The organism is Streptococcus mitis (genome assembly GCF_905187495.1).
Taxonomy (GTDB): domain Bacteria; phylum Bacillota; class Bacilli; order Lactobacillales; family Streptococcaceae; genus Streptococcus; species Streptococcus mitis_CU.
In genome coordinates this window covers 13994-34356 of sequence record NZ_CAJJIB010000011.1, presented here as the reverse complement: position 1 = coordinate 34356, position 20363 = coordinate 13994, and the positions used below count along the sequence as shown (strand labels likewise).

At 39.2% G+C, this 20363-nt stretch carries 16 protein-coding genes, 1 tRNA gene, 1 other RNA gene and 1 pseudogene; 18 read left to right on the top strand and 1 reads right to left on the bottom strand.

Features of this window, described 5'->3' with window-relative positions; genetic code table 11:
• Position 1 precedes the first annotated feature (1 nt).
• The 18 genes and pseudogenes from JQ843_RS03185 to JQ843_RS03100 all read left to right on the top strand — a co-directional run bounded on the left by JQ843_RS03185 (position 2) and on the right by JQ843_RS03100 (position 19186).
• Positions 2–75, top strand: a tRNA-Asn gene (locus tag JQ843_RS03185).
• Positions 76–455: 380 nt separating this feature from the next.
• Positions 456–692, top strand: a complete 237-nt coding sequence (comW, locus tag JQ843_RS03180; RefSeq protein WP_084864321.1) for a sigma(X)-activator ComW — start codon at positions 456–458, stop codon at positions 690–692.
• A 230-nt stretch (positions 693–922) separates the two neighbouring features.
• Positions 923–2209 (top strand): adenylosuccinate synthase, encoded by a 1287-nt coding sequence (locus tag JQ843_RS03175; protein WP_004237599.1) that lies wholly within the window; start codon positions 923–925, stop codon positions 2207–2209.
• A 199-nt stretch (positions 2210–2408) separates the two neighbouring features.
• On the top strand, positions 2409–2876 hold the full coding sequence (gene tadA / locus JQ843_RS03170) for a tRNA adenosine(34) deaminase TadA (protein ID WP_001110112.1): 468 nt from the start codon (positions 2409–2411) through the stop codon (positions 2874–2876).
• 32 nt (positions 2877–2908) lie between these two features.
• Positions 2909–3006: signal recognition particle sRNA small type (gene ffs / locus JQ843_RS03165), an RNA gene on the top strand.
• Positions 3007–3062: 56 nt separating this feature from the next.
• A complete protein-coding gene (locus JQ843_RS03160; protein WP_020903279.1) occupies positions 3063–3506 on the top strand; it encodes a dUTP diphosphatase in 444 nt (147 codons plus the stop codon).
• Complete coding sequence (locus tag JQ843_RS03155) at positions 3466–4023, top strand: histidine phosphatase family protein (RefSeq protein ID WP_203212885.1); 558 nt, start codon at positions 3466–3468, stop codon at positions 4021–4023. Before JQ843_RS03160 ends, JQ843_RS03155 begins: the two co-directional genes overlap by 41 nt.
• Before the next feature lie 13 nt (positions 4024–4036).
• Complete coding sequence (gene radA, locus JQ843_RS03150) at positions 4037–5398, top strand: DNA repair protein RadA (RefSeq protein WP_140834168.1); 1362 nt, start codon at positions 4037–4039, stop codon at positions 5396–5398.
• 72 nt (positions 5399–5470) lie between these two features.
• Positions 5471–5968 (top strand): beta-class carbonic anhydrase, encoded by a 498-nt coding sequence (locus tag JQ843_RS03145; protein ID WP_004237611.1) that lies wholly within the window; start codon positions 5471–5473, stop codon positions 5966–5968.
• Between the two features lie 24 nt (positions 5969–5992).
• Positions 5993–6808 carry a PrsW family intramembrane metalloprotease gene (locus JQ843_RS03140; protein ID WP_203212884.1) on the top strand — a complete coding sequence of 272 codons (816 nt, stop codon included), beginning with the start codon at positions 5993–5995 and terminating at the stop codon, positions 6806–6808.
• Positions 6809–6953: 145 nt separating this feature from the next.
• A complete protein-coding gene (locus tag JQ843_RS03135; protein ID WP_000010168.1) occupies positions 6954–7922 on the top strand; it encodes a ribose-phosphate diphosphokinase in 969 nt (322 codons plus the stop codon).
• A 117-nt stretch (positions 7923–8039) separates the two neighbouring features.
• Positions 8040–9005 (top strand): Rpn family recombination-promoting nuclease/putative transposase, encoded by a 966-nt coding sequence (locus JQ843_RS03130; protein WP_203212883.1) that lies wholly within the window; start codon positions 8040–8042, stop codon positions 9003–9005.
• Positions 8998–9446: pseudogene (locus JQ843_RS03125) on the top strand (Rpn family recombination-promoting nuclease/putative transposase); the annotation flags it as partial. The gene JQ843_RS03130 and the pseudogene JQ843_RS03125, both read left to right, overlap by 8 nt.
• A gap of 375 nt (positions 9447–9821) precedes the next feature.
• On the top strand, positions 9822–10850 hold the full coding sequence (locus JQ843_RS09985; protein ID WP_203212881.1) for an N-acetylmuramoyl-L-alanine amidase family protein: 1029 nt from the start codon (positions 9822–9824) through the stop codon (positions 10848–10850).
• 143 nt (positions 10851–10993) lie between these two features.
• Positions 10994–12316 carry a nucleoside triphosphate hydrolase gene (locus tag JQ843_RS03115; RefSeq protein ID WP_203212880.1) on the top strand — a complete coding sequence of 441 codons (1323 nt, stop codon included), beginning with the start codon at positions 10994–10996 and terminating at the stop codon, positions 12314–12316.
• A 142-nt stretch (positions 12317–12458) separates the two neighbouring features.
• Complete coding sequence (locus tag JQ843_RS03110) at positions 12459–14009, top strand: N-acetylmuramoyl-L-alanine amidase family protein (protein WP_203212879.1); 1551 nt, start codon at positions 12459–12461, stop codon at positions 14007–14009.
• Between the two features lie 211 nt (positions 14010–14220).
• On the top strand, positions 14221–15660 hold the full coding sequence (locus JQ843_RS03105) for an LPXTG cell wall anchor domain-containing protein (RefSeq protein ID WP_238393746.1): 1440 nt from the start codon (positions 14221–14223) through the stop codon (positions 15658–15660).
• Positions 15661–15982: 322 nt separating this feature from the next.
• Complete coding sequence (locus JQ843_RS03100) at positions 15983–19186, top strand: SIALI-17 repeat-containing surface protein (protein WP_203212878.1); 3204 nt, start codon at positions 15983–15985, stop codon at positions 19184–19186.
• A gap of 135 nt (positions 19187–19321) precedes the next feature.
• Here JQ843_RS03100 and JQ843_RS03095 read toward each other — a convergent pair whose 3' ends face one another.
• Positions 19322–20221: an Rpn family recombination-promoting nuclease/putative transposase gene (locus JQ843_RS03095; RefSeq protein WP_203212877.1), complete on the bottom strand. Its 900-nt coding sequence runs from the start codon at positions 20219–20221 to the stop codon at positions 19322–19324.
• Between the last annotated feature and the right edge of the window lie 142 nt (positions 20222–20363).

Genomic DNA, 20363 nt, shown 5'->3' with positions numbered 1-20363 from the left:
ATCCGCCATAGCTCAGTTGGTAGTAGCGCATGACTGTTAATCATGATGTCGTAGGTTCGAGTCCTACTGGCGGAGTAGTTAAGAAAAAAGAGGTTTAGGCCTCTTTTTTTTATAATTAATAATCTATTTAGTGTTATTTGGTGTGAGATATTTTTGCTGAGTAAAGTTTCAGAGCCCTCCGTTTTCGATCAAGGAGATCTTTTTAGTACTTTAATTGAGGGTAGCGAAGAGGCTAAACGTTGCGGACTGTAAATACGCTCCTTCGAGGGATTCGAATCCTTCCGCTTCCATTATCTTAGTTTTTGAAATTTAAGTAGTAAATTTGTTCCTATTCTGTCAACTTTTCCTATTTGTTATCTTTTTGAGGTTGGTATTTTAACAATTCAGGAATTATTAAAGATTAATTGAAATTTTTTGTTAGAATAAGGTCATAAAAAGAAAAGGAGTATATATTTATGCTACAAAGTATTTATGATCAGATGATGGATTTTTATAGAAATATTGAAGAAGAGTATGGTATGTTCTTCGGTGATAATTTTGATTGGGAATATGTTCATTTTAAGTTTTTGATTTATTATCTTGTCCGATATCGTATTGTGAGTCATCAGGATTTTATTGTTTACCATTATCGTGTTGCTTATCGTTTGTATCTTGAAAAATTGATAATGAAACAAGGTTTTGTTGCTTGTTGAGACAGTCTGAGTTAATTTCCGAACAAATTTATTTTTTTAAGGAAAGATAATAATAAATAGCTGGTTATTTTTCTAAAACATTTTTTAATAGTTGGAAATAGCAAATCTTTCTATTGTTTCTTCTTGATAAAAAGGCGATTTTTTCTTATAATAAATTGTAAGATATAATTGCAGGTGAGAGTCCTGCCATGTATGTGAGAAAGGAAGAGCCTGAGGGCTCAGACAAGATTATGACTTCAGTTGTTGTTGTAGGTACCCAATGGGGTGATGAAGGTAAAGGGAAGATTACAGACTTCCTTTCAGCGAATGCAGAAGTGATTGCGCGTTACCAAGGTGGTGATAATGCAGGTCACACGATTGTGATTGATGGCAAGAAGTTTAAATTGCACTTGATTCCATCTGGGATTTTCTTCCCTGAAAAAATCTCTGTTATTGGGAATGGTATGGTTGTAAATCCTAAATCTCTTGTGAAAGAGTTGAGCTATCTTCATGAGGAGGGTGTGACAACTGATAACTTGCGTATTTCTGATCGTGCGCATGTTATTTTGCCTTATCATATCGAGTTGGATCGCTTGCAAGAAGAAGCTAAGGGCGACAATAAGATTGGTACTACAATTAAGGGAATTGGTCCAGCTTATATGGACAAGGCTGCTCGTGTTGGGATTCGTATCGCCGATCTTTTAGATAAAGATATTTTCCGTGAGCGCTTAGAACGTAACCTTGCTGAAAAGAATCGTCTTTTTGAAAAATTGTATGACAGTAAAGCGATTGATTTCGATGATATTTTTGAAGAGTATTACGAATATGGTCAACAAATCAAGAAATATGTGACAGACACATCTGTTATCTTGAATGATGCGCTTGATAATGGTAAACGTGTGCTTTTTGAAGGTGCACAAGGTGTTATGCTAGATATCGACCAAGGTACTTATCCATTTGTTACGTCATCAAACCCTGTGGCTGGTGGTGTGACCATTGGTTCTGGTGTTGGTCCAAGTAAGATTGATAAGGTTGTTGGTGTATGTAAAGCCTATACGAGTCGTGTAGGAGACGGTCCTTTCCCAACTGAGTTGTTTGATGAAGTGGGAGAACGTATCCGTGAAGTAGGTCATGAATATGGTACAACAACTGGTCGTCCACGACGTGTGGGATGGTTTGATTCAGTTGTGATGCGTCATAGTCGTCGTGTTTCTGGTATTACTAATCTTTCATTGAACTCTATCGATGTTTTGAGTGGTTTAGATACTGTGAAAATCTGTGTGGCCTATGATCTTGATGGTCAACGTATTGACTACTATCCAGCTAGTCTTGAGCAATTGAAACGTTGCAAGCCTATCTATGAAGAGTTGCCAGGTTGGTCAGAAGATATCACTGGAGTTCGTAATTTGGAAGATCTTCCTGAGAATGCGCGTAACTATGTTCGTCGTGTGAGCGAATTGGTTGGCGTTCGTATTTCTACTTTCTCAGTAGGTCCTGGTCGTGAACAAACAAATATTTTAGAAAGTGTTTGGTCCTAAGAGATTTTTAAGATTTGTTTAAGATAGTTCGGATATACTATAGACAGTTACAAGAAGACCTCCTAACTTGTTGTAACAAATATCCTAAACTTTTCTTTTTCATAATAATCTCCCTATAAAGTCACCGCATTTGGTGGCTTTTTTTGTCTTGGAAATCATGATATAATAATAAAATCGATAAGTAGGAAAAGGGAAATTGATGAATTATACAGTTGAAGAAAAAGAAGTCTTTATGAGGGAGGCTTTGAGAGAGGCTGAGATTGCTCTTGAACACGATGAAATTCCAATTGGTTGTGTGATTGTCAAGGACGGAGAAATCATTGGTCGCGGGCATAATGCGCGTGAGGAACTGCAACGAGCGGTTATGCATGCGGAGATTATGGCCATAGAGAATGCGAACCTGAGTGAGGAGAGCTGGCGCTTGCTGGATTGCACGCTTTTTGTGACCATTGAGCCTTGTGTCATGTGTAGTGGGGCGATTGGACTCGCCCGTATTCCAAACGTGGTCTATGGGGCTAAAAACCAGAAATTTGGCGCTGCTGGGAGTTTGTACGATATCTTGACAGATGAGCGTCTCAATCATCGTGTGGAGGTTGAAACAGGAATTTTGGAAGATGAATGCGCAGCTATTATGCAGGATTTTTTTAGAAATAGACGGAAAAAATAATTTTGCTTTTAAAATGAACAGGAATGTGATATAATAAATAGTGGAGCAACAGTTCTGCGTGAAGCGGGTCAGGGGAGGAATCCAGCAGCCCTAAGCGATTTGAATTGTGTGCTCTTTTTTTCGTGCTTTTTCCGAATAAATAAGATAGAATAATCTAGAATAAATGATAATAGAAAAGAGAAGATGATGAAAATTCGTGGTTTTGAATTGGTTTCGACTTTTACAGATAAAAATTTATTGCCCAAGCGTGAGACAGCGCATGCGGCTGGTTACGATTTAAAGGTTGCTGTACGTACGGTTATTGCGCCAGGAGAGATTGTCTTGGTTCCGACAGGGGTTAAGGCTTATATGCAACCGACTGAGGTTCTTTACCTTTATGATCGTTCTTCAAACCCTCGTAAGAAGGGCTTGGTTTTAATTAATTCAGTTGGGGTCATTGATGGGGATTATTATGGCAATCCTGGGAATGAAGGGCATATTTTTGCTCAGATGAAGAATATCACAGACCAAGAGGTTGTTCTTGAAGTTGGAGAACGTGTTGTCCAGGCTGTCTTTGCTCCTTTCTTAATTGCAGATGGAGATATGGCTGATGGCGTTCGAACTGGTGGATTTGGATCGACAGGGCACTAGGATGAAGATTATCTTTGTGCGTCACGGGGAGCCAGATTATCGTGAGTTAGAGGAGCGTTCTTATACGGGATTTGGGATAGATTTGGCACCCTTGTCTGATAAGGGACGGCAGCAAGTCCAGAAATTGAGCACCAATCCTTTACTCCCTTCAGCTGAAATAATCGTATCTTCTGCAGTCACAAGAGCTTTAGAAACGGCTTCTTATGTGGCTTGTGTTACTGGACTTCCTTTGAGAGTGGAACCATTATTGCATGAGTGGCAGGTCTATGAAAGTGGCACAGATAATTTTGAAAAAGCTCGTGCTATATTTCTAGAAAATAATGGGGAGTTACTTCCTAATAGTCCTATTCAATATGAGACAGCTGTGAAGATGAAGTCTCGTTTTCTAGAATGTATGGCTAAGTATCGAGATTACCAGACCGTGATAGTGGTAACTCACAACATGCTCATGCGCCAGTTTGTGCCAAATGAGAAGATTGATTTTTGCCAAGTAATTGAGTGTGAGTTAGAGATATAGAAAGAGGTTTATCATCGCAAAGAAAAAAGCGACATTTGTATGTCAAAATTGTGGGTATAATTCCCCTAAATATCTAGGACGTTGCCCCAACTGTGGATCTTGGTCTTCTTTTGTGGAAGAGGTTGAGGTTGCCGAGGTCAAGAATGCGCGTGTGTCCTTGACAGGTGAGAAAACCAAGCCCATGAAACTGGCTGAAGTGACCTCCATCAATGTCAATCGAACCAAGACAGAGATGGAGGAATTCAACCGTGTACTTGGAGGAGGAGTGGTACCAGGAAGTCTCGTCCTCATCGGTGGGGATCCTGGGATTGGGAAATCAACCCTTCTCCTACAAGTTTCAACCCAGTTGTCCCAAGTGGGGACAGTTCTCTACGTTAGTGGGGAGGAGTCTGCTCAGCAGATTAAACTACGTGCAGAGCGCTTGGGTGATATTGATAGCGAGTTTTATCTCTATGCAGAGACCAATATGCAGAGTGTTCGAGCAGAGGTGGAGCGCATCCAGCCAGACTTCCTCATTATTGACTCTATCCAGACCATTATGTCTCCTGAGATTTCAGGGGTGCAGGGGTCTGTTTCTCAGGTGCGTGAGGTGACGGCTGAACTGATGCAGCTAGCTAAGACTAATAACATCGCCATCTTTATCGTAGGGCATGTAACCAAGGAAGGAACCTTGGCTGGGCCTCGTATGTTGGAGCATATGGTGGATACGGTGCTTTACTTTGAAGGGGAGCGTCACCACACCTTCCGTATCTTGAGAGCGGTGAAAAACCGTTTTGGCTCCACTAATGAGATTGGGATTTTTGAGATGCAGTCAGGTGGCTTGGTTGAGGTCCTCAATCCGAGTCAGGTTTTCCTAGAGGAGCGTTTGGATGGAGCAACTGGCTCGTCAATCGTTGTGACCATGGAAGGGACGCGTCCTATTCTTGCAGAAGTGCAGGCTTTGGTAACACCGACTATGTTTGGAAATGCCAAGCGTACGACGACAGGACTTGACTTTAATCGTGCTAGCTTGATTATGGCTGTTTTGGAAAAACGAGCAGGTCTTCTCTTACAAAATCAGGATGCTTACCTCAAATCTGCTGGCGGTGTTAAATTGGATGAACCTGCGATTGACTTAGCTGTTGCAATTGCCATTGCTTCGAGCTACAAGGACAAGCCAACTAATCCTCAGGAATGTTTTGTTGGAGAACTGGGCTTGACTGGAGAGATTCGGCGCGTAAATCGTATCGAACAACGCATCAATGAAGCTGCTAAACTGGGCTTTACTAAGATTTATGTACCTAAGAATTCCTTGACAGGAATCACTCCGCCTAAGGAAATTCAGGTCATTGGAGTAACAACGATTCAGGAAGTTTTGAAAAAGGTCTTTGCATAATCCGTGACAAATCCTTTTAAAAATGATAAGATAGGAGAAATATTTGACTATCAAATTTTCGAGGAGGGAATCGTGTCGTATTTTGAACAGTTTATGCAAGCCAATCAGGCTTATGTTGCCCTACATGGGCAGTTAAATTTGCCACTTAAACCCAAAACAAGAGTGGCTATTGTGACCTGTATGGACTCTCGTCTGCACGTTGCGCAAGCTCTGGGCTTGGCACTTGGGGATGCTCATATCTTGCGGAATGCAGGTGGCCGAGTGACTGAGGACATGATTCGTTCGCTAGTTATTTCCCAGCAACAAATGGGGACAAGAGAGATTGTGGTATTGCACCATACAGACTGTGGTGCTCAGACTTTTGAAAATGGTCCTTTTCAGGAGTATCTGAAAGAGGAACTAGGTGTCGATGTGTCAGACCAAGACTTCTTGCCCTTCCAAGATATAGAGGAGAGTGTACGCGAGGATATGCAACTTCTTATCGAGTCTCCCTTAATACCAGATGATGTCATTATCTCTGGTGCTATTTACGATGTGGATACAGGAAGTATGACAGTCGTAGAATTATAAATACTTCATTTAGAAAGAAAGTGTATGAAGAAAAACAGCATTTTATTTATTTTTATCTTATTGCTATGTATTGGTTTACAATATGAAACCATCTACTATACGGACGGTTCGATGTCAGGTGCAGAATATGGACTAATGGGAGTTTCTATCTTTCTAGCTCTCTTTTACATGATTCCAGCTCTTTATTTCCTTTTCCGTATTGGGAAAAAATGGGAATTGCCAAAGAACGCCTTGATTTTGTCTTTATTGGGTGGGATGTTCCTTTCAGGTTGGCTGTCTAGCTTTGCTAATACCTATATCCATGATTTACTGGGTATTCTTTTCCCAGATAGTGCATTTTTAAATGCCTTTGAAAGTGCGATTGTGGCTCCTTTGGTAGAAGAACCGCTTAAATTATTGCCACTTGTCTTTGTTTTGGCTTTGATTCCTGTGCGAAAATTAAAATCTTTGTTTTTACTAGGAATTGCTTCTGGTTTGGGATTCCAAATGATTGAGGATATTGGCTACATTCGTACGGATTTGCCAGAGGGCTTTGACTTTACTATTTCGAGAATTTTAGAGCGTATCATCTCAGGAATTGCCTCTCACTGGACTTTTTCAGGTCTGGCTGTAGTAGGTGTTTACTTGCTTTACAGAGCCTATAAAGGGCAGAAGGTTGGCAAGAAACAAGGGCTTCTTTTCCTAGGTTTAGCCTTGGGAACTCATTTCTTGTTTAACTCTCCTTTTGTAGAATTAGAGACAGAGTTACCCTTAGCGATTCCAGTGGTTACGGCTATTACTCTCTATGGTTTTTATCAGGCTTATCGCTTTGTTGAAAAGCACAATGAGTTGATGAACTAGAATACTTTTCAAAAGAATGATGCAAGGGTACAAATATGGTGCCCTTCTTTTATTTTTGATTGAAAAATAGTGCAAAAAGCGCTACAATGGTAAATGGAAAAATCTTGTGAAAAGCACAAGCGATACATATATACCGGAGGAAATCATGTCTTTTTCTGATTTAAAGCTGTTTGCCCTTTCTTCTAATCAAGAATTGGCAAAACGTGTAGCGCAGGAGATTGGGATAGAGTTGGGGAAATCAAGTGTCCGCCAATTTTCAGATGGAGAGATTCAGGTCAACATCGAAGAATCAATCCGTGGGAAACACGTCTTTATCCTACAATCAACTAGTTCGCCTGTAAATGACAATCTGCTTGAAATTTTGATTATGGTAGATGCTTTGAAGCGTGCGAGTGCAGAATCTGTCAATGTTGTCATGCCTTACTATGGATATGCACGTCAGGATAGAAAGGCGAGAGCGCGTGAGCCAATCACTTCAAAACTTGTTGCAAATATGCTTGAAGTAGCTGGAGTGGATCGTTTATTGACCATCGACTTGCATGCTGCGCAGATTCAAGGATTCTTTGATATTCCTGTGGATCATTTGATGGGAGCTCCTCTGATTGCGGATTATTTTGAGCGTCGTGGTATGGTTGGTTCTGACTATGTGGTTGTCAGCCCAGACCATGGAGGTGTGACTCGTGCCCGTAAGTTGGCAGAATTTTTGAAAACATCTATTGCTATTATTGACAAACGTCGTAGCGTTGATAAGATGAATACCAGTGAAGTCATGAACATCATCGGTAAGGTAGAAGGCAAGACTTGTATCTTGATTGATGATATGATTGATACTGCTGGAACGATTTGTCATGCGGCAGATGCCCTTGCAGAAGCTGGTGCTGTTGAAGTCTATGCGAGCTGTACGCATCCAGTTCTATCTGGTCCAGCTATGGACAATATCCAAAATTCAGCTATTAAGAAATTGGTTGTTTTGGATACCATCTATCTCCCAGAAGAGCGTTTGATCGATAAGATTGAGCAAATTTCAATCGCTCATCTCCTAGGTGATGCTATCGTGCGTATTCATGAAAAACGCCCACTTTCTCCGCTTTTCAGTATTGAGAAAAAGATTTAATGACCAAGCCTGAGATGATTCTCAGGTTTTTTCATCTCTTTTCCGAATAAATAGATAGAGCCAGAGAATCTAGCAAATCTAGATTTAAAACTGTGGTATAATAAAAGGAGGAAAAGGATGATTCTAAGACATCCGGGCATCAGCCCGACTAATGACTTGGTAGCTAAGAAAATCTTTAGCAATCCAGAAATCACTTGTCAATTTATCCGCGATATGTTGGACTTACCTGCAAAAAACGTGACTATTTTGGAGGGAAGCAATATTCACGTTTTGCCTTCCATACCTTACTCAGCGCAGGATTTCTATACCAGTATAGATGTTTTGGCGGAGTTGGACAATGGCACCCAAGTGATCATTGAAATTCAGGTACATCATCAGAATTTTTTCATTAATCGTTTATGGGCTTACCTGTGCAGTCAGGTCAATCAAAATCTCGAAAAAATTCGTCAACGAGAAGGTGATACTCACCAGAGTTACAAACACATCGCTCCCGTTTATGCCATTGCAATCGTGGATAGCAATTATTTCCAAGATGACTTGGCTTTTCATAGCTTTAGTATGCGCAAGGACACGACAGGTGAGGCTTTAACAATTACAAACAATGGACAAGAAAATCATCTAGTAAAGATGGCTTTCTTAGAACTAAAAAAATATAGAGAAACCAGCAAGGATAGCGTTCGCAAACCGTGGTTGGAGTTTTTCGGCAACAAACCCTTTACCCAACAACCCGAGCGAGCTATCAGCCAAGCAGACCAACTGCTGGACTATAAGAGCTGGTCTGAGGAGGACAGGAAGATGTTTAGTCAACTACGTATGCGTGAGGAACAAGCCTTGTTAGCACAGGACTATGCCTTGGAAACTGCTAGGGCAGAGGGGCTGGAACAAGGTATTGAACAAGGTTTAGAGCGTGGTCGTGCAGAGGGAATTGAAAAGGGGCGAGAAGAAGGTCTTGAACAAGGACTGGAGCGTGGGAAATTCTTTGCCTTCTTAGATATGGTTCGCCAAGGTCTTTTGCCTTCTGAAGTTGCTAGCGAGCAATTAGGCATGACTGTCTCTGAGTTTGAGGCACTATTGAAAGATTAAGACCATCACAAATAACGGTCATGAAAACCATCTAGTCAAGATAGCATTCTTGGAATTAAAAAATACAGAGAAACCAGCAAAGACGAGGTTCGCAAGCCCTAGTTGGAGTTTTTTGGGAACAAACCCTTTACCCAACAACCAGAGCGAGCCATCAGCCAAGCAGACCAACTGCTGGACTATAAGAGCTGGTCCGAGGAGGACAGGAAAATGTTTAGTCAACTACGTATGCGAGAAGAACAAGCCTTGTTAGCACAGGACTATGCCTTAGAAACAGCTAGGGCGGAGGGGATTGAACAAGGTTTAGAGCGTGGGAAAGCTGATGGAAGGGAAGAAGGAAAACTCTTTGCCTTCTTAGACATGGTTCGTCAACATGCTTTAACTTCCGAATTTGCTAGTGAACAATTAGGCATGACGGTCGCTGAGTTTGAGGCCTTGCTATAAGGTCACATTTTAAATAGTAGAAAGTTGATGAAATGGCAGGTTCTTATCAAAAAACTTGCCATTTTTACTTGACATTTAGAAGTGTTTATAAGATAATACCATAGACGTGAGTTCTGTCCAACTGTCTATGTGGATTAGATATGAATGATTTTACTCAAGGATCATAAGTTTGTGAGATTTTCACTTGAAAAATGCAGTATTTGACGGGTATTTTTTCTCACAAAAATGTTTTTTTCACCTTTTTTTCTAAAAATAGGTAAAAACTTTAAAAACTAGAAGAAAACCCTTGACAAATCCTGCAAATATTTATATACTGTATGGTAGTAAGATAGTCTTACGAAAAAATATATAATGAAAAATGAAGGAGATAAAACGATGAAAAAAGTTTTATTGACAAGCGCAGTCGCTCTTGCAGCATTTGGTGCTGTACAAGCTGTTTCAGCTGATACTAACAACGGTTACACTGAAAGTGGTCGTGTAAATCCAAAAACAGGTAAATTGGATGTTGCTAAATACACAGAAAATGAAGTGAAATCAGCTCATACTGGTGTAGTTGCTCCAGAAAACCAATACAAACCAGAAACTCCAGCTTACAACCCTTACCACGGTAAACCAGTTGTGTTTGGTAACGGTTCACACGTTCGTTTCCACGTTCGTGACCTTCAAGGTGCTTCAGTAGCAGGTGTTAAAGTAGATATCATGGTTTGGGCTAACAAAGCTGATTACATGAACTACGCTAAAGCATCAGTTGTTTCTGCTGAATCTAACGCAGCAGGTGATGTTGAATTGTCAGTACCACATGGTGGATTGGTTCAATACCGTGTAGCTAATGTACCAAAAGGGTATGTTGTAAAAGGTATGGAGTCTACTAACGGACTTTACACATTAAACAAAACTTCAAATGGCGCAGAAATTGGTAGCGTTGCAGAAGGAACATTTGTATACTCTGGTTCAGCTGACTTAGATAAAGATACTCATGCAGATATGTTCACAAACGCTTCAGTTGATTTGGTTCTTGAAAAAACTGACTCATACAACGTTGTGAAAGACCAATGGGTTCAAGAAGAAGATGGTTGGAAATACTACGCTTCTAACAAAGCTGTTTCAGGTTGGAAACAAGTTGACGGTAAATGGTTCTTCTTTAACGCTGAAGGCGTAATGCAAAAATGGTGGGTTAAAGATGGAAACACTTGGTACTACCTAAACGGAAACGGTGAAATGCAAACTGGTTGGTTGCAAGACGGTGGTAAATGGTACTACCTTGAAAACTCAGGTGCTATGAAAGCTAGCCAATGGTTCACTGTTGGTGGTAAATGGTACTACGTTGACGGTTCAGGTGCCCTTGCAGTTAACACTACTGTAGGTGGATACACTGTTAACGGAAACGGTGAATGGGTTAAATAATCTAGCTCAATAAAAAAAGCAGGAGATTTCTTCTGCTTTTTACTTTTTCCATAAAAAGTTCAGTTTTTCTTAGAAATTTTTGTAAAAATAAGATACAATAAAGAAAAGCATAATAGCTAAATTTAAGAATGGAGAATGTTCACATGAAAAATAAAAAAGCTTTAGCTCTAGCTCTTGCTAGTGTCACAATGGCAGGCGCTGCTGTGACTGCTTACTCAGCTATCACAGCTCCTTCTGTACATGCGGAAGAGTTTGTTCGTAAAACAGAATGGATTACGATTTCTAATGACCGTTCACGTACTCGTACAACTGTTTACTTTGAGTCAGGAGATCAAAAAATTGATTTACATAAATATATTGATAAGTTCGAATATCAAAATACTTATGTAGATGGTGGTGTTCGTTACTATGTATTTGTGGAAAAGGGTACAAAACTTGATGAGTTGGAAAATGACCCAAATACAGCGTCAGCAGATTTGAATAAACAAGGTTATAAATCTACAGATAAAAATAACAGCTGGCGTGAAGTGTCAGGTAACCGTTACTTCTATTCACACGGGAACCCAGTTAAGGGTTGGGTCATGATTGACAACAAGACTTACTACTTCAACAGTGAAGGTGTTATGGCTCGTGGTATCATCGAGAACAACTCTGAACGCTACTACCTAGATAATCAAGGTGTTAAGAAAACTGGTTTCCTCAAAGTGGGAGAAAAAACTTACTACTTTGATGCAAATGGTGTCCGTAGAACAGAAGTTGTCACAGAAAACGGTCAATCTCACTTTGTAAAAGATGGCGTTGTGACAAACGGAGCTCATAAAGTTGGTACGAAATGGTACTTCTTTGATGAAAAAGGTAAAGCTCAATCAGGTATTGTAAAAGATAGCGCTGGTAAATGGTATTACATCACTGCAGAAGGTGAACGTAAGACTGGCCTTATCAAGGGTGCTGGCGACAAGTATTACTATGTCACTGAAGAAGGTGAACGTAAGTTTGGTGAAATCACTGTTGACGGTAAAACTTACTACTTGACAGATGATTCTAATACAAAAGCTGGCTGGAACAAGGTTGACAATCACTGGATTTATGTGAATAAAGAAGGTAAACGTCAAACTGGTTGGCTTAAAGACGGTGGTAAATGGTACTACTTTAACGCTGAAGGCGTGATGCAAAAATGGTGGATCAAAGATGGTAACACTTGGTACTATCTAAATGGTTCAGGTGAAATGCAAACTGGCTGGTTGCAAGATGGTGGAACTTGGTACTACCTAAACAGCTCAGGTGCTATGGAAACTGGCTGGGTTAAAGTTGGTGGTGCTTGGTACTACCTTAAAGGCTCAGGTGCTATGGTAACTGGTTGGTTCCAAGTAGGTGGTAAATGGTACTATGCTTATAGTTCAGGTGCCCTTGCAGTAAGCACTACAGTTGATGGTTATTACGTAAACGCCAACGGTGAATGGGTATAAAAAGACTAAGAGAGTAGTTTTAGAGCTACTCTCTTTTTTACATTTAAATATTTCTACACTTTTTATGTTTTTTATTGCATTTATTATAGGAAAGGGATATAATCTAAATAAATTTATTATTTTAATACAGGAGGATTTTCCTATGAGAAAAACAGTAACAGGTATTTTGCTAGCAACCTCTGTACTAGCTATGGCGACAGTCCAACAAGTCCAAGCTGCTGAATCAGGAGCGACAAGTGCGTTGACAACTTCTACAGTTAAAGAAGTACACTATGTGGCATTTCAAAATGGTAGACTTGTTGATATCAAAGCCGCATTGACAGGATCTGCTGTAACAGATGCATCTATTAAGGATCAGCCTAAAATTGAGAACTATAAATATACTACTAGTGAAGAAATGGATGGTATACTATATCATACATATGCTCCAGCTGATACAACTGCTACAACAGGTAATAGTAATAGTTCTTCTGCTCAAAGCAATCCTTATCATGGTGGAAATACGGCTGCTACAACGAATACAAATACAAACAACAATCAAAATACTACAACAACTAGTGGGAATTCAGCAGTCAAGGAAGTTCGTTTTGTAGTTTATAAAGAGGGTAGTAGCGATCCAGTAAATATTAAGGATCCGCGTAAAGGATCTGAAGCCTCAGATACAAGTCATCCAACTATTGCCAACTATGAGTATGTTACTGGTAACTTAAAAGATGGTATTCTTTATCATGTCTATCGTTCAAACACAGCTACTAATGCTGGTAACAACAACCAAAATCAATCTACAACAACAAGTGGCGGTCAGTTCAAAACAGAGAACGGAAAAGTCTACTATATCAAGGACGGTAAAAAGGTTAGCGGTTGGCAAAAAATCGATGATAAGACTTACTACTTTGAAGCTGATGGTGCTATGAAGAAAGGTCTATTGACTGCAGGTGATAAGCAATACTATCTAGATGAAAAAGATGGTGTTAAAAAGCTAGGCTTTGTAAAAGTTGCTGACAAGACTTATTATTTTGTAGAAGATGGTGAGAAGAAAACTGGTTTTGTCAAAATTGATGAGAAAACTTACTATGTCAAAGAAGGTGTCCGTCTAACTGGTGATATTACTGTTGATGGGAAACATTATTTCTTGGATGAGGAAGGTGTCCTTAAACAAGGGATTGTTTTGATTGATGGTAAAAAATTCTTCATTGACAGCGAAGGAAATCGTCAGGCTGGATGGAAGAAGGTTGAGAGTGACTGGTATTATTTCTCTAAAGAAGATGGAATGAAGACTGGTTGGCTGAAAGATGGTGGTAAATGGTATCATTTTAATGCTGCAGGCGTGATGCAAAAATGGTGGTTTAAAGAAGGTGACACTTGGTACTACTTAAATGGTTCAGGCGAAATGCAAACTGGTTGGTTGCAAGATGGTGGCACATGGTATTATCTAAATGGTTCAGGTGCAATGAAAGCTAGCCAATGGTTCCAAGTAGGTGGAACATGGTACTACCTTGATAATTCGGGTGCTATGAAAACTGGTTGGTTGAAACAAGGTGGTAGCTGGTATTATCTTGACGGTTCAGGCGCTATGAAGACTGGTTGGTTCCAAGTAGATGGCAAATGGTACTATGCTTATAGTTCAGGAGCTCTTGCTGTCAGCACTACAATCAATGGTTACACAGTAAATGCCAACGGTGAGTGGGTTTAAAAAGTGTAAAATTTACCATAAAAAATGTAAATGATGAAAAGAAAACAAAAAGAAAGCTTATAAAATGAGCTTTCTTTTTTTGTTGTAATAGGTATATTTGAAAGTCTATATAAGAATATAATTGAATATATAAAATAAGTTATTATTTGATTATTTTCTTTGAAAGCGTTATAATAAATTCAAATATAATTTCAAAAAAGGGGTTTCAAAAATGGATAAAAAGAAAATGATTTTAACTAGCTTGGCTAGTGTGGCTGTCTTGGGATCAGGTTTTCTTGCATCTAATCCTTCAACTGTAAAAGCTGAAGATGCGCAACCTACTGCAACACAACCAGCTACTACGGATACTAAAGAGGCTTTAAAAGCTGCTTTTGAAAAAATGGAAAAAGCTGTTGAAGATAACATTAACAAAGACGACAGCATTAAACCAGAAGATAAGGCGAAAGCTATCGAAGAAGCAAAAGCTGAAATCGGTAAGGAAGACATCTTAAAGGCTATCGAAAATGGTGATTTAGATGCTGAAGATGTTGCAAAAGAGTTAGAAGATGACTTTAATAAAGCCGGTGTGACTAATCCAACTGTACAACCAGCTCCAGGTGCTGAGTTGGTTCGTAATGAATCAGGTGAAGTTACAGAAGCTAAGCCAGTTAATGGTGGAATTGATGCTGATAGTCAGGATAAAATCAATAAGCGTTTGGATGAAGAAAAGACAGATGCTAAGGATGCTGGCGAACGTGTAGAAGCTGCGAAAAATGATGTTGAAGAAGCAAAAACTATTGTAGAAGCCGCAAAAGCGGCGAAAGAAAAAGCTCAAAAAGAACTTGATAGCTATGCTGACGCTGATGGTGAACAAGCAGATCAATATAGAGAAGCTGCTCAAAAGGATCTTGATGCTGCAGATAAAGCTCTAGAAGCAGCTCAAGCAGAACTTAAAGCGCGTGAAGCAGACTTGAAAGCTGAAGAAGCTAAATTGGATACAACAATTGAAACTCTTCAAAACAAGGTCGCTGATTTGGAAAAAGAAGTTTCTAAATTAGAAGATAATCTTAAAGATGCGGAAGCAAATGGTTCTGAAGATTATATTAAAGAAGGGCTTCAGAAAGAATTAGATGCTAAAAGAGCGGAATTGGAGAAGGCAGAAGCTGATCTAGAAGCAGCTCTTAAAGGTTTGGAACCAGAAGCTTCTAATGGAGATGCTGCCATTCTTGACAAACCAGAATATACAGAACCTCAAACAGAGCCTCAAAAAGAATCAAACAAGACTCCAGACAGACCTGCAAAACCAGCTCCAGAATTCCCAATCCCAGCTAAGGTTGGAACACCAGGAAATCCAGCTCCAGCTTCTGAAACTCCTGCTCCAGTGTCAGAAACGCCAGCAGGCCCATCTGCTGATGCACCATCTACTGAATCCCCAGCAGCGCCAGCACCTGGAACAAATAGTCCAGCTTCAGAAGTTCCATCAGCTCCAGCTACTGCTGCTCAAGCTGTAGCAGGAACTAGCCAAGATAATACTTATCAAGCCCCAGCTGCAAAAGCTGAAGATAAGAAAGAACTTCCAAATACGGGTGGAAAAGATAATGTTGCAGTTGCATTCTTAGGATTCTTAGGATTACTTCTTGGATTCCTTCCGTTTGTGAAACGTAAAAACTAAATCATATGATGGTATAGATTTTAAGTAATTAAATCAAAGCAGGAGAGAAATCTCCTGTTTTTTTGTTTAAACTAGATTTTTTATGAAGATTTAAGATATTTGAATTGAATTCAAAATTATAATTTACTATATAAAATGAAAATAATGAAAAGAAAGAGAAAGAAAGCTAGTAAAATATGCTTTATTTTCTTTGGAATTTTCCATATTTTTGAAATATAACATATCAATAATAAAGGATATAGAATATAACGTATCCCTTGATTTCACTTGAAAAAAGGTTTATAATGTACATAAATATGATTCTTAAAAAGAGGTACACAGGATGAACAAAAAGAAAATGATTTTGACTAGCTTAGCAAGTGTTGCTGTTTTGGGAGCGGCATTTGTTGCATCTCAACCGTCAGTCGTGAAAGCTGCAGAGGAGCCTAATACAACTTCTGCTCAACCAGCTGGAGCTCCTGCAACTCCTAAATCAGAAGTGACAAGTCCAGAAATTAAACAAGCTGAAGCTGACGCTAAAAAAGCTGAAGAAAAAGTTGCTGAAGCTCAAGCAAAAGTAGATACAACTACTCCTGTGGCTGATGAAGCAGCTAAAAAACTTGAAACTGAGAAAAAAGAAGCTGCTGATGCTGAAGCTGAAAAAACAGAAGCTGAAAAAGCTAAAAAAACTGCTGACGATGAATTAGCCGCAGCAAAAACAAAAGCAGCAGAAGCTGATGCTAAAGCAAAAGAAGAAGCGAAGAAAGAAGAAGACGCTAAAAAAGAAGAAGCTGATTCTAAAGAAGCATTAACCGAGGCTTTAAAACAATTACCTGATGATAACGAATTACTCGACAAAAAAGCAAAAGAGGAATTGTTGAAGGCTGTTGAATCTGGTGAATTAAAAGCTGGGGATATTCTTAAAGAATTAGCAGATGATAATGAAAAAGCTGAAGCTAATAAAGAAACTGAGAAAAAATTAAGAAATAAAGATCAAGCTAATGAAGCTAACGTTGCAACAACTCCAGCTAAAGAAGCTAAAACTAAAGATCAATTACCAGCAGACATTAAGGCTGGAATTGACAAAGCTGAAAAAGCAGATGCTGCTCGTCCTGCATCAGAAAAACTTCAAGATAAAGCTGATGATTTAGGTGAAAATGTTGATGAGCTTAAAGAAGATGCTGAAGCATTGAAAGCTGAAGAAGATAAAAAAGCTGAAGCTCTTAAAAAACAAGAAGATACATTAAAAGAAGCTAAAGAAGCTCTTAAATCAGCTACAGATAACGGCTCTGATTCTGATATCGTTGCTTCATTGGACAAAGCTGTAAAAGCTATTGAAAAAGCTAAGGACGCTGCGCAAGATGCATTCGATAAAGCTGCTTCAGATACTAAAGTTGTTGCTGATGAACTAAACAAACTTACTGATGAGTACAACAAAACTCTAGAAGAAGTGAAAGTTGCTAAAGAAAAAGAAGCTAACGAGCCAGCTAAACCAGTAGAAGAAGAACCAGCTAAACCAGCAGAAAAAACAGAAGCAGAAAAAGCTGCTGAAGCTAAAAAAGAAGCAGATGCTAAAGTTGCTGAATTGCAGAAAAAAGCAGACGAAGCTAAAACAAAAGCAGATGAAGCTACAGCTAAAGCTACTAAAGAAGCTGAAGATGTAACAGCTGCTCAAACTAAAAAAGATGAAGCCGATAAAGCTAAAGCTGACGCAGAAGCTGAATTAGCTAAAGCTAAAGAAGAAGCAGAAAAAGCAAAAGCAAAAGTTGAAGAACTTAAAAAAGAAGAAGCTGAAACTAGAACTGCTCTTAAAGATGCTTTAGATCAATTAGAAAAAGATATCGATGCTGATGCTAAGATTACAAATAAAGAAGAAGCTAAAAAAGCATTAGGTAAAGAAGATATTTTAGCTGCAGTTGAAAATGGTGATTTAAAAGCTGAGGATGTTCTTAAAGAATTAGAAAATCAAAATGCGACTGCTGAAGCTACTAAAGATCAAGATCCTCAAGCTGACGAAATCGGTGCTACAAAACAAGAAGGTAAAGCTCTATCTGAGCTTCCAGCTGCTGATAAAGAAAAATTAGACGCTGCTTACAACAAAGAAGCTTCTAAGCCAATCGTTAAAAAACTTCAAGATATCGCTGATAATATCGCTGAAAAAATTGAAAAATTAACTAAAGTAGCTGATAAAGACAAAGCTGATGCTACTGAAAAAGCTAAAGCAGCAGAGGAAAAAACAGCTGCATTAAATAAACAAAATGAAACTTTAGAAAAAGCTAAAGCTGCTCTTGAAACAGCTAAGAAAAATGAAGCAGACAAAGCTATCCAAGATGGATTAAAAGATGCTGTAACTAAATTAGAAGCTGCTGTTGCTTCTGCTAAAACTGCTGCTGATGAAGCTCAAGCTAAATTTGACGAAGTTAACGAAGTAGTAAAAGCTTACAAAGATGAAATTGACAAGCTAACTGATGATTATAATGCAACTCTAGGTTATATCGAAAACTTAAAAGAAGTTCCTAAAGGTGAAGCACCTAAAGACTTCAGTGGTGGTGTAAATGATGAAGAAGCACCTACTGAACCTGCTAAGGAAGCAGATGAGGTTCCAACTGTTCCTAACGCTCCAGAATTCAACGGCGGTGTGAATCCTGCTGACGCTCCTTCGTCTGAAGAAAAACCTGAATTCAATGGCGGAGTAAACGCTGCTGAAGCTGCTACTACTGAAGAAAAACCTGAGTTCAACGGTGGAGTAAACGATGAAGAAGCGCCTACAACTGAAAATACTCCAGAGTTCAATGGTGGTGTAAATGATGATAACGCTACTACTCAACCTAATAATCCAGAATTTAACGGCGGAGTGAATGATACAACACCTCCAACTGAGCCAGCTAAACCAGAAGGTGAAGCACCAGCTGAGCAACCAAAAACAGAAGTTCCAGATATTAAATCTGAAATCAAACGTCTTGAAAAAGAAGTTGAAAAACTTGAATCTGACGTGAAAGATGCAGAAAATGGTGCTGAAGATTATTTTGTAGAAGGATTGAAAGGTGAATTAGATAAAGCTAAAGCAGAATTAGAAGAACTTAAAGCTGCTTGGTTAAATCTTGTGAATGATAAACCTGAATTTGATTTATCAAAATTAAATGAAGGTAAATTACCTGAATCGAATAAAGAAAATACAGCGCCATCAAGACCTGAAAAACCAGCTCCTGAATTTCCAATCCCAGCTAAAGTTGGAACACCTGGAAATCCACCGCGTGAAAATTCTGATACTACAGCTGTCAATGAACCTGCACTTGTACCAAAAACACCATCAGCTCCTGGAACAGATGCTTCAGCTACACCAACAGCTGATACACCATCAACTCCTGCGGTTGTACCAACTGTAGCAGGTACTAACAAAGACAATACTTATCAAGCCCCAGCTGCAAAAGCTGAAGATAAGAAAGAACTTCCAAATACTGGTGGTAAAGATAATGTTGCAATTGCATCATTAGGATTCCTTGGATTGCTCCTTGGTGCCCTTCCATTTGTGAAACGCAAAAACTAATTAGTTGAAGATATAAAAGAGAAGGATTTATGACCTTCTCTTTTTGTGATATGGACTATAGTGAGAGTTCTGTTGAAAAGAAGAAAAAAGTGAACAAAACGATGTTTCAGATTTGTTCACTTTTATTCTATAAACTTACAATAGTGCCTCAAATTCAGCGACGGTTATGCCCAACTGCTGGCTGGCAACCTCGGAAGTCAGGAGACCTTGACGAACCATGTCTAAGAAGGCAAAAAGTTTCCCTTCTTCCCTTCCTTCAACTTTCCCACGCTCTAAACCTTTTTCTTCAGCTTGTTCCAAGGCATAGTCCTGTGCTAACAAGGCTTGTTCTTCGCGTCTACGCTGTTCACTAAACATTTTCCTGTCCTCCTCGGACCAGCTCTTGTAGTCTAGCAGTTGGTCTGCCTGGCTAATGGCTCGCTCGGGTTGTTGGGTAAAGGGTTTATTCCCAAAAAACTCCAACCAGGGTTTGCGAACCTCGTCTTTGCTGGTTTCTCTGTATTTTTTTAATTCCAAGAATGCCATCTTGACTAGATGGTTTTCTTGTCCATTGTTTGTAATTGTTAAAGCCTCACCTGTCGTGTCCTTGCGCATACTAAAGCTATGAAAAGCCAAGTCATCTTGGAAATAATTGCTATCCACGATTGCAATGGCATAAACGGGGGCGATGTGTTTGTAACTTTGATGTGTATCACCTTCTCGTTGACGAATTTTTTCAAGGTTTTGATTGACCTGACTGCACAGGTAAGTCCACAAACGATTAATGAAAAAATTCTGATGATGCACCTGAATTTCAATGATTACTTGAGTGCCATTGTCCAACTCCGCCAAAACATCTATACTGGTATAGAAATCCTGCGCTGAGTAAGGTATGGAAGGCAAGATATGAATATTACTTCCCTCCAAAATGGTCACATTTTTTGCTGGTAAATCCAGCATATCGCGAATAAATTGACAAGTGATTTCTGGATTGCTAAAAATCTTCTTAGCCACTAAATCATTGGTTGGGCTGATGCCCGGATGACGTAATGTCATATTCTTTCTCTTTTCATTATAGCACATTTTCAAATCTAGGTTTACTGGATTCTCTGGCTCTATCTATTTATTTGGAAAAAGTATGAAAAATACTTGGTCTGGCTCTTCCCAATGGTATTTTTTGGTGCTTTCCTTTATAATG

What these genes read in the sequence shown, in the direction of transcription:
- comW (WP_084864321.1), top strand. Translation starts at nt 456, where the DNA reads ATGCTACAAAGTATTTATGATCAGATGATGGATTTTTATAGAAATATT.
- JQ843_RS03175 (WP_004237599.1), top strand. Translation starts at nt 923, where the DNA reads ATGACTTCAGTTGTTGTTGTAGGTACCCAATGGGGTGATGAAGGTAAA.
- tadA (WP_001110112.1), top strand. Translation starts at nt 2,409, where the DNA reads ATGAATTATACAGTTGAAGAAAAAGAAGTCTTTATGAGGGAGGCTTTG.
- JQ843_RS03160 (WP_020903279.1), top strand. Translation starts at nt 3,063, where the DNA reads ATGAAAATTCGTGGTTTTGAATTGGTTTCGACTTTTACAGATAAAAAT.
- JQ843_RS03155 (WP_203212885.1), top strand. Translation starts at nt 3,466, where the DNA reads ATGGCGTTCGAACTGGTGGATTTGGATCGACAGGGCACTAGGATGAAG.
- JQ843_RS03140 (WP_203212884.1), top strand. Translation starts at nt 5,993, where the DNA reads ATGAAGAAAAACAGCATTTTATTTATTTTTATCTTATTGCTATGTATT.
- JQ843_RS03135 (WP_000010168.1), top strand. Translation starts at nt 6,954, where the DNA reads ATGTCTTTTTCTGATTTAAAGCTGTTTGCCCTTTCTTCTAATCAAGAA.
- JQ843_RS03130 (WP_203212883.1), top strand. Translation starts at nt 8,040, where the DNA reads ATGATTCTAAGACATCCGGGCATCAGCCCGACTAATGACTTGGTAGCT.
- JQ843_RS09985 (WP_203212881.1), top strand. Translation starts at nt 9,822, where the DNA reads ATGAAAAAAGTTTTATTGACAAGCGCAGTCGCTCTTGCAGCATTTGGT.
- JQ843_RS03115 (WP_203212880.1), top strand. Translation starts at nt 10,994, where the DNA reads ATGAAAAATAAAAAAGCTTTAGCTCTAGCTCTTGCTAGTGTCACAATG.
- JQ843_RS03110 (WP_203212879.1), top strand. Translation starts at nt 12,459, where the DNA reads ATGAGAAAAACAGTAACAGGTATTTTGCTAGCAACCTCTGTACTAGCT.
- JQ843_RS03105 (WP_238393746.1), top strand. Translation starts at nt 14,221, where the DNA reads ATGGATAAAAAGAAAATGATTTTAACTAGCTTGGCTAGTGTGGCTGTC.
- JQ843_RS03100 (WP_203212878.1), top strand. Translation starts at nt 15,983, where the DNA reads ATGAACAAAAAGAAAATGATTTTGACTAGCTTAGCAAGTGTTGCTGTT.
- JQ843_RS03095 (WP_203212877.1), bottom strand. Translation starts at nt 20,221, where the DNA reads ATGACATTACGTCATCCGGGCATCAGCCCAACCAATGATTTAGTGGCT.